Source organism: Chryseobacterium sp. UF-81 (assembly GCF_058245105.1).
Window position 1 is genome coordinate 528,636 of sequence record NZ_JBSIBX010000001.1, and the last position, 14,567, is coordinate 543,202.

Annotated in this window: 14 protein-coding genes; 5 read left to right on the forward strand and 9 right to left on the reverse strand. The window is 34.6% G+C overall.

Features of this window, described 5'->3' with window-relative positions; all coding sequences use genetic code 11:
* Positions 1 to 57: 57 nt before the first annotated feature.
* On the forward strand, positions 58 to 654 hold the full coding sequence (locus tag AC4IFE_RS02510) for a Crp/Fnr family transcriptional regulator (RefSeq protein WP_490754611.1): 597 nt from the start codon (positions 58 to 60) through the stop codon (positions 652 to 654).
* Between the two features lie 166 nt (positions 655 to 820).
* Here AC4IFE_RS02510 and AC4IFE_RS02515 read toward each other — a convergent pair whose 3' ends face one another.
* The gene (locus AC4IFE_RS02515) at positions 821 to 1,285 is read right to left on the reverse strand and encodes a hypothetical protein (protein ID WP_490754613.1); all 465 of its coding nucleotides are present in this window, start codon (positions 1,283 to 1,285) and stop codon (positions 821 to 823) included.
* Between the two features lie 1,401 nt (positions 1,286 to 2,686).
* Here AC4IFE_RS02515 and AC4IFE_RS02520 point away from each other — a divergent pair.
* Both AC4IFE_RS02520 and AC4IFE_RS02525 read left to right on the forward strand, forming a co-directional pair.
* Positions 2,687 to 4,600, forward strand: coding sequence for an ATP-binding protein (locus AC4IFE_RS02520; protein WP_490754615.1), 1,914 nt, complete (start codon positions 2,687 to 2,689; stop codon positions 4,598 to 4,600).
* Positions 4,601 to 4,645: 45 nt separating this feature from the next.
* The gene (locus AC4IFE_RS02525) at positions 4,646 to 5,359 is read left to right on the forward strand and encodes a hypothetical protein (protein ID WP_490754617.1); all 714 of its coding nucleotides are present in this window, start codon (positions 4,646 to 4,648) and stop codon (positions 5,357 to 5,359) included.
* A gap of 179 nt (positions 5,360 to 5,538) precedes the next feature.
* On the opposite strand, the gene AC4IFE_RS02530 is transcribed toward AC4IFE_RS02525, so the two are convergent.
* Both AC4IFE_RS02530 and AC4IFE_RS02535 read right to left on the reverse strand, forming a co-directional pair.
* Positions 5,539 to 5,685 carry a hypothetical protein gene (locus AC4IFE_RS02530; RefSeq protein ID WP_490754619.1) on the reverse strand — a complete coding sequence of 49 codons (147 nt, stop codon included), beginning with the start codon at positions 5,683 to 5,685 and terminating at the stop codon, positions 5,539 to 5,541.
* Positions 5,686 to 5,879: 194 nt separating this feature from the next.
* Positions 5,880 to 6,113 (reverse strand): helix-turn-helix domain-containing protein, encoded by a 234-nt coding sequence (locus AC4IFE_RS02535; RefSeq protein WP_490754621.1) that lies wholly within the window; start codon positions 6,111 to 6,113, stop codon positions 5,880 to 5,882.
* Between the two features lie 812 nt (positions 6,114 to 6,925).
* Here AC4IFE_RS02535 and AC4IFE_RS02540 point away from each other — a divergent pair.
* A complete protein-coding gene (locus AC4IFE_RS02540; protein ID WP_490754622.1) occupies positions 6,926 to 7,450 on the forward strand; it encodes a hypothetical protein in 525 nt (174 codons plus the stop codon).
* A 519-nt stretch (positions 7,451 to 7,969) separates the two neighbouring features.
* Positions 7,970 to 8,680 carry a hypothetical protein gene (locus AC4IFE_RS02545; RefSeq protein WP_490754624.1) on the forward strand — a complete coding sequence of 237 codons (711 nt, stop codon included), beginning with the start codon at positions 7,970 to 7,972 and terminating at the stop codon, positions 8,678 to 8,680.
* Positions 8,681 to 8,727: 47 nt separating this feature from the next.
* On the opposite strand, the gene AC4IFE_RS02550 is transcribed toward AC4IFE_RS02545, so the two are convergent.
* From AC4IFE_RS02550 to AC4IFE_RS02575, 6 genes are read right to left on the reverse strand one after another with little or no spacing between them, the layout of a single operon-like run.
* Complete coding sequence (locus AC4IFE_RS02550; protein WP_490754625.1) at positions 8,728 to 9,714, reverse strand: hypothetical protein; 987 nt, start codon at positions 9,712 to 9,714, stop codon at positions 8,728 to 8,730.
* Positions 9,707 to 11,299, reverse strand: a complete 1,593-nt coding sequence (locus tag AC4IFE_RS02555) for a hypothetical protein (RefSeq protein ID WP_490754627.1) — start codon at positions 11,297 to 11,299, stop codon at positions 9,707 to 9,709. The genes AC4IFE_RS02550 and AC4IFE_RS02555 overlap by 8 nt, the downstream gene beginning before the upstream one ends.
* 7 nt (positions 11,300 to 11,306) lie before the next feature.
* The gene (locus tag AC4IFE_RS02560; protein WP_490754628.1) at positions 11,307 to 11,501 is read right to left on the reverse strand and encodes a hypothetical protein; all 195 of its coding nucleotides are present in this window, start codon (positions 11,499 to 11,501) and stop codon (positions 11,307 to 11,309) included.
* Entirely contained in the window at positions 11,488 to 12,357 is an 870-nt protein-coding gene (locus AC4IFE_RS02565) for a hypothetical protein (protein ID WP_490754630.1), read from the reverse strand. Before AC4IFE_RS02565 ends, AC4IFE_RS02560 begins: the two co-directional genes overlap by 14 nt.
* Before the next feature lie 47 nt (positions 12,358 to 12,404).
* Positions 12,405 to 12,887, reverse strand: coding sequence for a hypothetical protein (locus AC4IFE_RS02570; protein ID WP_490754631.1), 483 nt, complete (start codon positions 12,885 to 12,887; stop codon positions 12,405 to 12,407).
* Positions 12,884 to 14,551: a hypothetical protein gene (locus AC4IFE_RS02575; RefSeq protein ID WP_490754633.1), complete on the reverse strand. Its 1,668-nt coding sequence runs from the start codon at positions 14,549 to 14,551 to the stop codon at positions 12,884 to 12,886. Before AC4IFE_RS02575 ends, AC4IFE_RS02570 begins: the two co-directional genes overlap by 4 nt.
* Positions 14,552 to 14,567 lie beyond the last annotated feature (16 nt).

A 14,567-nucleotide genomic window follows, 5' to 3' on the forward strand; every position in this document is an offset into this window, starting at 1 on the left:
AGCACCAATTTTTACCAAGATGTTCATTACTTAACCTAACAATAAAAATTTTAAGATATGATAATCAGTGAAGACCTTTTGTTAGCTTATGGGGGTGAATGTGAAACCTATTTACCGAATGAAATTATTTTTAGTGAAGGGAGCTTTGCTAAATTTTATTTTCAAATTGTTAATGGTGTTGTAGAGCTCAATAATTACCATGAGGATGGTAAAGAATTCACACAGAATATTCTTTCCGATGGACAAAGCATCGGAGAATCGTTACTTTTTAACGATAAGCCGTACCCCATGACTGCCGTTGCCAAAACACAATGTACCATCATGAAACTGCCTCAGGCAGATTTCTGTTCACTTATTCATCAAAATAAGGAGGTGATGATGGATATGTTTAAATGCATGTCCGACCGGCTCTACTACAAGTATTTAATGCTTTTTAATATTTCATCTACGGATCCGCAGTTCAAAATCAAAACGGTTATGGACTACCTGAAGGCAACCCAGGGTAATGATCGTAGCCAGACTTTTCAGGTGCCTTATACCCGACAGCAGATTGCCAACCTTACAGGGCTACGTGTTGAAACGGTCATAAGAACCGTGAAGAAAATGGAAAATGAAAATATGGTTAAAATTGAAGGCCGGAAAATACTTTATTAAGGTATTCTGAATCGTCTTCATTTTTATTACTCCATTGATTATTAAATTTTTATAAAATAACGTCATATGAATCATATGGCGTTATTTTATTGACCCGTTTCATGGACGGTATGTTTTATTATTACCTAATAATATTTTCTATAACAACTGGAAAGGGTTAAAAAAACTAGCGGACAAGAAGATAGATTCCGACACCAATTGCGGCATAAGCCACAACCGTAATAATATCAGCGATGGGTTGTGAAAAACGTTTTTCTGCAATTTTCTCGGCATTGATCTGGTTCTTATGGAATTTCAGAATTTTGTTAGGATTATGAACCGGGTGTGCCACCAGACTGTCGCTTTCCCACTTATCAACGATTACTTTATAGCTCCTGCCATCCACATCTATTTTCACATTTTTACCGGCGGCAAGTTTCTCCTGAATATTGACAGGGGCAGGCATTGGCTGTTGATTTGGGGATTCGGCTGCTGCATTTTTCATTGAGGCAGTATTATTACCAGCCATAGCAGCATTTTTTTTAGATTCCTGCTTATTGTCGGCTGCCGGATCTGCTGGCTTTTTTACCTGGTACGTATAGCAGCTGGTAAGGGAACATAATATAATGATGAAATAAAGATTCTTTCGCATGAGCCAAATTTAAGAATTAAACGGAATATTTGGGAGTTTGTTTTGATAGATCCTGTAAAAAAATATCGAGAGACAATTTTTCTTATGGACCATTGTAAAAAATCTCCTGAATTTGAGTCACTAAAACAAAAAAATCCTTTAAAAATGCTCCAAGTTTGAAGAATTTGGAGAACGGGCAAATGCTTCCGTACAATGACCCTCAATTAACCCACGGAACCCACCAACGTGGAAAAATGACAATCATTCCTGTTTTTTCAGATTGATTACTTTATAAGTTGTGTATTATAAAAAGTTGGAATCTTTGATTGATCTGATGAAGCGAACATTTTATAAGTGGTGAAACCGCCACCCTTTGTTTTCCTTAAAATTATAAGCATCTTACAAAAACCTTTGCATTAAAAAAACTTGCCTTCTGCGATTTTCCAACAAAGATAGTAAGCAAACATTTTCTCCGGCAGTTTAGGCCTTGGAAAACGATATAACACAAAAAATAACCCCTGATAATTCAGGGGCTTTGCTTTATTTTGGCAGCATAATCATATGCTCGTTTGCGCTACCTCCAATCACTATTTTTCTTATCATCTACCATACGCTGAAGAAATGCTTTACGATTGTCGATTGAGATATTTAGAATCCTGTCAACATCATACAGCTTATTGCCGTTATGTCCTTAGGTTGGATGTATTTTTCTTCTTCCAGTATATTATTTTCGGGTTCTCTCTGTCCACGAGATAATATACCATTCTTTGAAGATATCAATTAAATCAATTCCGATTTAAGACTCCTCAGTTTTTGGCTTAAAGTTTCTACCGACCCCTTGTCTTAGAAAGGTAATTTTCCCCTGTGTTTGCTTGGCTTTTTCAAGAACTTCCAACGCTCTTGTTCGTTCGTTCATTCTGCCTGCATGGGTTATACTCCCTTGATTTTCAATTTTTTTCATGTTACAAGATAGTGAAAATAATTGACAAAAGCAAATAGTAGACATTTCTCAGTTTCCGGGGGACATAACCTCCTCAAGGGAGTTTGACAATGGGCTGCACTCCCTTGGATAAGGGTCTGAAGGCCGCTCGGAAGACCCTCCAGGGGGGAGAAGTACCTGCAGACCCTTCGGAAGGGCCTACAGGATTTTGTGGTGGGGTTTTGTTAGTCTTTGGATATTTTTAGAATGTTTGATGTACAATGCTAGAAACCACACGAAAGGTTCGTGCGGTAGCGGAAAGTGCCTGGCGGGTCTTTGGAAGGGTTTACAGGCTTTGTGTGGAGTTTTGTTGATGTTTGGATGTTTTCTCACTAAATAATAGTAGAATAAAATTCAAATATTTTCAATCAATATTTTAACTTTAATATGCTAATATTTTAAAAGATTTTTAATATTATTGTTTCAAATTTAACCAAACACAAATGAATAAACGTGATTTCGTCCAAGGATCGCTATTTGAAGAAGATTTTCTCATTAGAACGTTAGGTAATTTAGCTTCCCAACCAGATATTGCTTTAACAGAATTAGTAGCAAATGCATGGGATGCAGGAGCTACTGAAGTAGAAATATTTTTACCTGATGATTATGGACAGCCTCTTATAATAAAAGACAATGGTGTTGGTTTAACTGCTGATGAATTTAAAGCCAGATGGATGAAACTTGGATATAATAGGCTGAAAAATCAAGGAAAAAAAGTTGAATTTGGAAAAGGTGTAGATCTCAAGAGAATTGCTTATGGCAGAAATGGTGTAGGAAGACATGGGCTATTATGTTTTAATGATGAATATAAAATAGTAACAAATAAAGATGGAAAACAATCATCATTTACTATTACCACAAAAAATGAAACAGAACCATTTGTTGTAAAAAAAGAAGAATTTACAAAATCGAATTCTCCGGGAACAAAATTAGAAGTAATAGTAAAAAAAAACCTACCTAAATCTTCTGAGATAAATAACATAATTTCAGCAAGATTTTTACATGACCCTAATTTTAAAATTACCATAAATAGAGAAATCATTAATTTAGAAAATCATTCTGGTGTAGTTAAAACGGTTCCTATCATTATTGATAAATCTAATTTTATAATAAGTTTAATAGACACTAAAAAATCCAGAAAAAATACACTTTATCAAGGTATCGCAATTTGGCAATCTGGTCGATTAATTGGAGAGCCTTCATGGGCATTAGGAACTAATATCGTACTAGATGGACGTACTCAAGAAGCTAAAAAATATTCTATTATTATTCAAACTAACGATCTCGAAAATTATATTCGAGAAGATTGGTCTGGTTTCAAAAAAAGTAGAGATTTAGACTTAATTTTTGATAAGCTTTCAGATGAAATTTCAAGTATCTTTAATGAAATTGCTATAGAAAATATAGAAGAAACAAAAAAGAATGTAAAACACCAATATAATAAAGATTATGCCTCTTTAACACCACTTGCAAAATACGAATTTAATGAAGCTTTAGACCATATCGCTAAAACAAACCCGACAGCAAAGCAAGAGTCAATTAGCCTTGCCATGGAAACATTGATTAATTTGGAAAATACTAGGAATGGTTCAGAATTACTTCAAAAGATATCTACTCTTACCAGCGAAGATATTGATGGATTAAATAAACTTTTGGATAATTGGTCTATTAAAGATGCATTGATAGTTTTAGATGAAATTGATAAAAGAATTTCTGTTATTGAGTCTATAAGAAAACTTTCTTCAGACAAAACAGTAGATGAACTTCATGTTTTACATCCTCTAATTGCTAGTGCAAGATGGATATTTGGGGCTGAATATGATTCTCCTGAATATTCTTATAATAATCAATTACATACAACCGTACAAAAAGTTTTTGGTAAGAAAATAGATAAAAGCAACTTCAATAATAATAAAAAAAGACCTGATCTTGTTATAATGGGAGACTCAACTTTTTCAATCAACTGTATAAATGATTTTGATACAGATACGGGTATATCAAATATAAAGAAAATCTTAATTATAGAGCTAAAAAGAGGTGGATTTAAGCTTAGCCGTGAAGAAAAAAATCAAGCTGTTGGTTATGTTGAAGACTTTATGAACTGTGGAACTATAATTGGAAATCCTTACATTAATGCTTTTCTTGTTGGTGAATCATTTTCTGAGAAAATTCAACCCATCCATGCTGTATCAAATGATAATAAAGTTGAAATGGGTAAAGTCCAAATTTGCTTATTTTCTCAAATTGTTGACTCTTCGGAAAAAAGATTATTCAACCTAAGAGATAAACTTTCAGAGCGATATTCCGAGTTTACAGAACAAGATATTTTAAGTACCCAGAAAAAAATTGTAATCTAAATTTATCGAAGGCATAAATAAGTAATGAATACTTAAACTCTTAATATGATAAAAAAACTAATTGATGAAATTAAAAATGATAGTATAATAATATTCTTAAAGGATTATCTTTCCATAATAATATTTATCCCTACATTCCTGGGAGGGTTAAAACAATTTTTTATTATTTCGAACATTTCGCCTTTTTTGATAAATAAATGCTTTTCTGTAACTCAATTAATTATTGATGGAGTTCTAACAATACTTAGTATTCCAATGCTACTTTTTGGTATTTTTAATTATATCTTCATTACAGAAATAAGTAAAAAAGGCGGAGTCCTACTTTCATTAACATTAGCTTCTTTATGTATTGTTTTTCTATCATTATTTTATTTTAATAACAATACCTATAATTTTTTCCAAGTACTCTCCTATACAATCGGGAACATATTAGTCTTATTATCCTTTATATATCAAAAAAAAGATTTAAGAACTCGTAAACTTAAAATAATTTATCTTTTGCTCTTAGCCACAATATTTTCAATATTTATAGATAAGATATTAACAGTAGTTGAAAATGAAAATGGAATTGTAAATTTTAGTAATGTCAAAAAAGAATTAGGAAAACAGTATGATAATATTACTTACTTATATTCGAATGACAAATATATTATTTATAGAGTAACACCTAAAAACAATGATAAAACAAGCTATATTGTATGTGAATTTCAGGATTTATTTAGGTATAACAATTTAAAAATGATTGATGACAAAAACTAGTTTAAATGCTTAATAGGAAATTGAATAACTTTATTCCTATCGCTACCACACGATTGTATTGTGTGGTTTTATTCAACCACTTTTAATAAAGTTTTTTATAAAAACATAATTGAACACAAAAATTCCAGCTATGCCGGGATTTTCAAATTTCCTTTAATTGTTCTGTGATCAGTTATCGATCATTTAGAATCTCCTGGTTTATGTTTGTGTGGTTTTAATGCAGGATGTTTTGGTTGGTTCGCAGGTGTTACGCGAGGTCTTTTGTCAGGAGTACCATCAGGTTTATTGGGTTTTGGACCTGGTTTAATTGCTTTAATTGTTTCCATAAAATTGATTTATTTAATAATAATAAAATTACAGATTATATAAAATAATAAATTACGGCCTTCCGTAAACAACAATAAAAAATAATCTCAAAATTTTCAATCCGTATTTTCACGGAATTTCTTAAAGATTTCAAAGAACGATATCCGTCAAAACCTCAACAATTTGGCTATAAAAAACCAACTCTCGTCAGGATTCATGCATTTATAAATTTAAAAAAATCAGATAAACTAATTTTTCTAGTTTCACACATTTTAAAAAGTGTTTCGACAGGTATTCTGTAAGGTTCTCCACTTTTAATCTTTCTAATGGTACTTTCTTCTATACCATGGTTTTTCGCAAAAGAAGTCTGTGACTTGCCTTCCTGAAGCCAAGGTATCAACCAGTTTTTTGTAATGTATGAGCAAATTTTTTCGTTTATATCTGTCATATAAACAAATGAAATAATTAAAAAATAAAAAAACACGGTCGATCGACCGTAATTAAAATATTTTTATTACATTTGTAAAATAAGCTACAATAAAAGTAGCTTTGCGATACTTCAAAGAATAAAAAGAAGCTATTGCTTAGATTCTCGCTCTGAAAACTGGTAATTTTAAGCGTACGAGATGATAAGCTAGAAGCTCACGACCTAGGCGTGGGCTCTCTTATCTGTACGTAAGGTATACCAGTACCTCAGAGCGGATATTGTAGAGTCCCATGCCGTTTTATTTTCATGCTTTTCTGCTTTCTACAATTATCTTTTTCTAAGCTGCTTCACCACATAAAGTATCATGATATGTTACAATGGGGTGTACAACCTATTGCGGCTTTAGGGCTTTAGAAAACACAAATTCTATCATATTATCCTTGGTTTGTATGGGCAGGAAGTTCAGACATTGTCGGGATTTCCTCCTATGCGGCCAGTAAAAACAAAAAATATAAACCATTAAGAAAAATGAAGAGGATAAGATAAGTTAAGCTCCATCAAAGATGGATGAAGCAGCTGGCTGAATACATAGCTTCAGCTATGATCTTGATGATTCTTAATCCCTTAAAACTCTTAATGGTAAAGAAAAATTATTTTAAACCATTAAGGGAAATGAAGATATTAAGATAAGTTAAGCCCCATCAAAGATGGATAAAGCAGTTCGCTTCATCCATAGCTTCAGCTATGATCTTAATGATTCTTAAACCCTTAAAAAGCTCTTAATGGTTAAAAAAAATCACATTTATTTTATCATTTAATAAAACCACAAACACATGAAAAAGACCGGAACAGATTTTGAAGCCTGGTGTTGGGCGGATCATAAGAAACGCTCTGCATTATGGCAAATGAAGATATTCTTTCAGTTCAATGATCTGGCTGCCTCTAAAAAGAGGTTAAACAGCATTATGAACTATGCGGTAAATAGAAATGTCTGGATCAGCGAAGATCCGGCTGTTATTCTTCAGTTTCGGCAGTCTATACAGTTGTTTGTCTGTGCAGGTTATCTCATCACGCTGAAGGAAAAGAAATGGGCCGCCAATACTCAGTTGGAAGATGTTTCTCCGTTGGTTCTTGGCTTGCTTTCGGAGAAAGAATACCGAAACCCTCTGTTGGTTTTTAAAAAAGCATTCAGAGAATACAGTGTACAGGAATTTGATTATTTTATATCCGGGATGGTTTATTTTTCAATGGGTGTCTATGAGAATCTGCCGGAAAGGAATATCATCAGTCCGTACATTCATCTGACTAAAATGCTGGATGCGGCACACCTCATTCTTGAAAGAAGAGGGAAGAAGTAAGACTAACGAATAGAATTTCTTTAACGCAAAGGTTTACTATAATCATGCATAGAGTAGGAGGCAAAGAAGGAATCAATTCTTAATTGATTCGATGAAGCGAACGTTTTATCAGGGTTGCTTCATCAGCGGTGAAGCCGCCACTCTTTGCTTTCCTTAAAATCATCAGGATCTTAAAAAAACTTTGCGTTAAAATCTGAATAGCAATTTCATTGATGCAAAGGTTACTATAATAATGCATAAAGTAGGAGGCAAAGAAGGAATCAACCCTTGATTGATTTGATGAAGCGCGCGTTTTATCAGGCTGCTTCATCAGCGAATAAAAAACAAAAGTATTTTTTCTCAACTCAAACCACTTATTGACTGTCTTAAAGAAATTTTTAAAAGTGTATATTCGATGGTTAAAAAAAACAAAGATTTATTTGGCAAAATGCAGGTGAAAGCTATGTGAAATCTGTTCAGCCATTATCAAGTTCTCATTTTGCGTTATGTGAAAAAAAAAATTAATTAAATCAAAAAATAATGAACCAAAAGGATTTTGAAAATTTCAAGCAAGAGGTAAGTTGGTTTGTAGGACAAAATGATAGCGTTGAAATTAAACATATCATCAGTAAAACTTTCAGTCCGGAATTTATCAATACATTTCCAACTTTATATCAACTATTGCTACAATCGACTTCAATTTTGAGTGTTGATATAACAACAGCTAAAAACAAAAAATCAAACTATTATCTATATACCTGGACGGACAGGAATGGCTTTAAATGTGGTTGGTTGTGCAAGATTGAACAAATTCATAGTGAAATTGATGTTTTATCTGAACATCAGTTACTTTTAGACGAAATGGGCGGGATAAAGGAAACTTATCACAGCTTTGATACAGAAACTGAAATGCTGACCGATAATCAGAATTTTATTTTCATTACATCCGAACTCACAAAAGGTTTAGGTGACTGGATTGACTTATATGACCAAGTTTGTAAAGATGAAAATGTAAAGCAAATTGACACAAAAGATCTGCTTTGTTTTGCTCAGGAAGCGAATGGAAATGAAACCTTTTATGACTCAAATACAAAACAGGTTTTACTTTTTGCTTCTGATCATAGTTTTGAAAATGTTGAAGTTTTAAAAGGCCAACCAGAATATACCTTTTACACAATTAATCGTGTAACGACATTTGTTGATTATGTAGAAACCCTTGCTCAGCAATGGTTGGAAAATATTAAAAATTAAGAGATGAGTGCAATGGAAGACTTTTCCTTTTGAAGCCTTCCATTGCTTTAATGAAATTCCCGCTTTTCTAAACCCCCGTCTCTATACATTTCAGTATAGATCAATTGTCCTTTTTTTCTTGTATTGAAAAGAGGTTCTCCTGTTTCTTCATTATATTTTTGCAGTAATTTGTAAAATTTCCATGTTCCAACAGGTAAACCATTTTTATACTCCGCTTCCAGATAAGTATAGGGATCTGTAAATTCAGGGTATTTTTGTAAATCTATAGATCCGTTTGGTTTGGTTTCTATCCATTTTCCTTCTTTGTGGTGGTTTTTTACCATGCCCTGTTCTTCATCATTTTTATAAGGGCCATCCTTATCATAGTATCCGGCAAATTTTCCGGAGGGCAGAATCTGGTATTTACTTGAGGGCTTTAGTTTAAAAGGATTTTCAGTCAATTCATAATCCTGTAGAGAAATGATATAATCTTTATCGATATTAAACAGGGTATAGTGGGCAAATCCCATTTCTCCCTGATGATTGAGATAGATTCTTTTTATATCGACAGGCTTGCCGTCCTTTGTTGACATTAAATACATTTTTTCAATAAACGGTTCGGCATAACGAATAGTATTATAGACCGCCATAAAGTACAGTGAATAGTCTCCGTAACACAGAAAACGAGAGGCTATTTTAATCCGGTCATATTTTTCATTGACAGTAGTGCTGAATGGCAGGAAAACATCATATTCTTCAGGAAGCTGTATAAGATCTTTTTTTATTACTTTGTCAAATTGTAATGCATTGATTTCCTTTAATTTATTTTCATCCTGTATGGCAGAAAGAATGGAATCTACGGTTATCCGTTTTGAAATATCTTGATATCCAAATGGCAGAGGAATGCAATCAGCTTTATTTGTGTTAAAGAAAACTGATCCTTGATCTGTGGAACGAGATGCTGTGCTTATGGGCTTATTTTCTGTTTGAGCCTTACTGTAGCAGGAAAAAAGGAAAAACAGAACAGCAAAACAGGCGATATTAATTTTAGGCATATATATCTAATATTGGGGTGAAACCGTGAACATGCAAATGGTTATTATGTCTTGGGGTAGCGGTATGCGTGGTATGAGGCAACCGTGTACTGGCATTGTCTGCCGTACTGGCATTTGAGGTGTTGGAGAAATTCTCTGACCGGCCTGATCCAAATCCAAAATCAAAAAGAATATTCCGGAGAATGACCTGGTTGTCATAATCAAAATTAGCGGCCGTAAGGATCGTATTGACTCCATTTTGCTGGGCCGTTAATAAATTCAGGTCTCCTGCTTCTCCGTTCACGTGTTCTGCGCTGGGATAGCACGACGCATCTGAGTAAGAAAACCCCTGAGATACGATATAATGATTGTGTCCTTCCTGTCTGAATTGTGCCAATGCTCCTAAGAAACCTGCAAATAAATCAGGCTGGATGCTTCTTCTTCGGGTATGCTGAAATCCATACCGGATGATAACTCCATTTTGATTATAATTGAAAGCTTCAAAAATCTGTGGTCCCACACCGTTATTGGCTAAAATATCCATATCGACCAACTCTACATTTCCCGGTAGATTGGCGTACCATTTGTCGGTGGCTCCATCACCAAGAGTTCCGTTAGCATACACCAATAGCTGATGGGCATCTATCTGTTCTCCGGCAGCTCTGTTCGCTGTGAAATCTATGGTATCCAGAAGATTCCCTCTTTGGGCCAGCGGTGGAATGGTGTTGACTCTTCTTTTTCTGGTTACAGTTTCTTTAGTTCTGGCACAGATCCTGTGTTCATTGTCGTTTTGGTCGTAATAGAAAAAGATAATTTCAGTGGAATGGTTATTCAGAACCTTCTGAATCCTTCTTCTTCTTTCCGGATTTGTACTGATCACCTGTAAAGTATTGTACGTATTGCTGCCATGATGAATGGTATAGATATTTCTATTCACCACTCTGAATCTTCCGGTGTCATCATTCAGGAAAATACCGGCTCCGTTTACCTCTTCCTGCCCATCTCTATAGGCACAAGGATTATTGTCTGTTCTTTCTACTGCGACCTCCAAATTAATACTGCCATCTGCGAGTCTTCTTGTCCAGTCATCAAAAGTGGCTCTTCCATCAGGCCTGAGCTGCAGCTTAATAATGGCTTTGTTGATATGGTCAGCCCGTAAATTAGTGTAATGATCATGGCTGCCATCTCTGTTGTTAAGGGCATCAAAATTTCCTACCTGTACGGTGAACAGCCTCTGCGCCTCATACCGGTCAGGAGATACAAAACGCATTAACTGTAATGGATCTGTATTTTCTGTCATGGTACCTGCTGAAGGCCTTATCACGGCATCTATGCTCAAGTCTGTCATATTGGTGGTTTCTATAACCAGATACACTGTTTTTCCCAATATGGAGTCGTAGGGGATATTTTGATTATCATGATCCTGCTGAACATGGGCAGAGTCAATTTTTGTGAAACTGACTCTTGTTCCGTTATCTGTTGTCGTTTTCTTGGCAAAATACACTTCAGTGATACGCTGTAATGAATCATCAGGAGTATCCGGAGCCAATGGCCCATTTAAGGTCTGTGTTTGCCCGGAATCTGTTATTGTAATACGTGTCGCCATTGTAAGATTATTTTTTTAATACGGGAGCTTTTGATATTTCCTGACGAGGATTATCCGGGATGTTATTTTCCGTAAATGACTTAAGGCTCAGCTCTCCAAATGATAAAAACACAAAACCGGTATGGTATAATCCTTTACCGGATTTTTCATCCGGCTGGTCCTTCAGTTCTTCAATCCATCCTGTATTTTTACAGTTCTTCATAGCTTATTTCTTTTATATGATAGATGATTTTCTTTTGGTAGTTTTCTCCCAGGGAAAATTCTATGGTAAGTTTATGCTCCAAAACTTCTTTGGTTTTAAAATCTAATAAAATCTGCCCTTTATATTTGTCCAGTTTTGGGAAATCTGTTTCATGATGATAAGCTATTTCCTTTCTTTTCATTTCTCCGTAAAACATTTCCCAATTTTTATCCGAAGGGATATTTCCGGTATACTGTAACAGCAGTAGTTCATCATCACAACGCATGGCCTCCGTTTGTACATGCTCTTCTATATCTATTACGGTATTGGTCATAAAATTACGGTAACGTACACTATACTTTACCTGATTTTCCTTCTCATACCTTCCATAAAATTTATGGAGGATCATTCCAAAATGAATATTCTTTAAAAAATCTTTACCCACCAAACTTTCCTGTTGGTAAAATGCTTTTAAAAACTGATACGAATCTTCTGCCTGTTGGCCAACATACGATCTGGAGAGCTTTTCTACCGTTTTTTCCGCTCTATCCTGAAGAGCTGGCAAACCATGTACATTTTTCAAATTTCCATGGTCATCCGTTATAAGCACTACATCGTCATTGATCTCTGCAATTCTGGCTAAAAAATCTTTTTCAGACAGTGATAGTTGCTTATCTCTGTGAACTCTGTCAAAAATTTCGATATGGTATTCAAACCTTTCTTTTTCCAAACGCTTCAGCGCAACATGACAATTTTTGTTAAGCTCGCTTCTGTGAGTTTTTCCATTGATGGTGGTGTATTCATTATAGGTATAGCGGTAAAATTTCTTTCCTTCGAAAAGGTTTAATTTAATATCTAAGGGAAACACTGGCTCCATAATTTTTCGCTCATTTTACAACTTATAGCTGCCCATTTAACCATTATTTACTTAAAAATTACCTTTCCACCAGAGGAAACCCATTGGCTTTTTTTGTTCCACGACCCATCGCAGTCCTGCTGCATCTGTTTAATTATTTTTGCTTTTTTTATATCAATAATCGCACACGTGTAGTTTTCATGCAGGGTACTGTCTTTATCACTTTCATGCACGTATTCTTTGATAATGCCGTCCACTACCACATATTTTGCATTAGGGGACAGTGAAGAAAAGAGCTCACTTCCGGTACCTTTAAATTCGCTTCCTTTACCTACTTTTATTTTTTTCTTTTTATTAATAATATGGAGATTATACCATAGTTTCATAGGGCTGTTGTAAGAAGCATAATACAATGATAAGGTATCATTTAAAGCGATTATGGTATCTTTCTTTACCGTTTTATTCTGTGCATCATGATGTTTTTGGGAAACAACGTTTCCACAGGTAATAAAAATGATTAGAATTATTAGAAAGGATGTCAATTTTTTCATGATGTTAAGTTTGCGTTTTTTTCCATTTTTTCATAGCGTTTATCCATATCGGTACCTCTTCTTTTATTTCCGTAATCATCAAGAATTTCCTGCTCGTATTTGCTGTGCATATCTCCCCATTCACCAGGATTTCTTGATATTTTTTCTAGTTTTTCACCTTCTTTTCTGGTTTTATTTTCTTTGGCTGTGTTAGCATCTTTTTTTGCAAAAAAACGGCCTAATGCAGAGCCGAAATCGTCTTGTACGTATCCCGGTCTGTTAATATGATGATCCAATACAGTTGCTTTGCCTAATTTTGATTTTAAATAATCCGACAATTTATATGAATAGCCTGTAGGAGTTAAAGGAAGTACCACTTCTTTCAATCTTTTAATAAAATCCAGCACTTGTTTTTCCTGGAATACTTTATCAATAACGGCATTTACGATCGGTTGCAGAGGCTTACATTCTACTGTTTTTCCAAATAAAGATTCTTTACAGTTTTCTCTGATTTTATTTGATAATGTATTTCCTGTAATTTTCTCCGCTTTAGGATCTGCCGGGTCTTTATAGTATAAAATCCCGGAGTCCACCGTCCAGCCGCATGATGCAAATAATTCGTCATATTTTTCAGGATGCTGAGCTTTAAATTCTTCAACCTGTGTAGTGAATTCACCCTTTCCGGTATGATCTACTGTTTTCTGCATGGCTCCTGCCGTTAATATCATCTGTTCACCTGAAAGGTCCCAGTCATAGGATTGAACAGAATCTAATTTACCTTCATTTTCGGACATTCCCACCAAAATAGCTTTTTCTTCAGCTGTAATCTTCTTTTCCTCAATCAATGTATCCCAATCGGAATAATTTTCAAGTTTTTTCGATCCCCAGTAGGCTGGCCCATATTTCCCACTATACCGGGTACAGGTAATATCATAATTCTTTCCGCAATTACAATATCTGATCTCAAACCTTTCGCCGTCTTTGTTTAAAAACTCATGCGTATCATCCGGAAATTTCACTTCATCTTCTGTCCCCGTTACTTCAGCTTTGAAATATAAAAAGGCATTTAAGTCCTCTCTCTTATTCAGTTTATCTATTAATTTCTTCAAATCTTCATCACTTTTGGGACGCATCGTTATTTCTTTTGCATATACCAGTGTGCCGTTGATAGTGAATTCTATTTTGTTTTTTTCTTCCTCGCCATCTAAAAACTTGACAGGATTTTCATATACGTTTTCTGTATTTTTCAGTTTATTTTCATGGATCTCAACAGACAGCTTTCCGGTTGCTCCTTCACAATTGGCTACTACCCATACTTTCTTTTTAATGGTGGTGCTGTTTATTCTTTCAAAATCAAAATCAGGACTGCCATCAGCTTTTTTTGCCTGTACTTCTTCTTCCCAAGTGATTTTTACCGATTCTTTTGCCTTTAATTTTACAGAATCTTCCTGATCTGCCTTCAGGTTCCTTCTTCCTTTTTTTTCGTACTTCTTTTTGACGTCCGATACCAGACCTCCACTTTTAACAGTATAAGTTTCTTCTTTGGTTTCCCAGGTCATTTTAGGAACTTGTTTCGCAAAATATATTTTTACCACATTCACTTCATGATCTACCTGGTGGGGGAGATCATAAACTTTCTGATTGGGGTTTACAGAATAATCATCTTTTTCTTGTACTTCACTCATACCATTTTATTTTGAG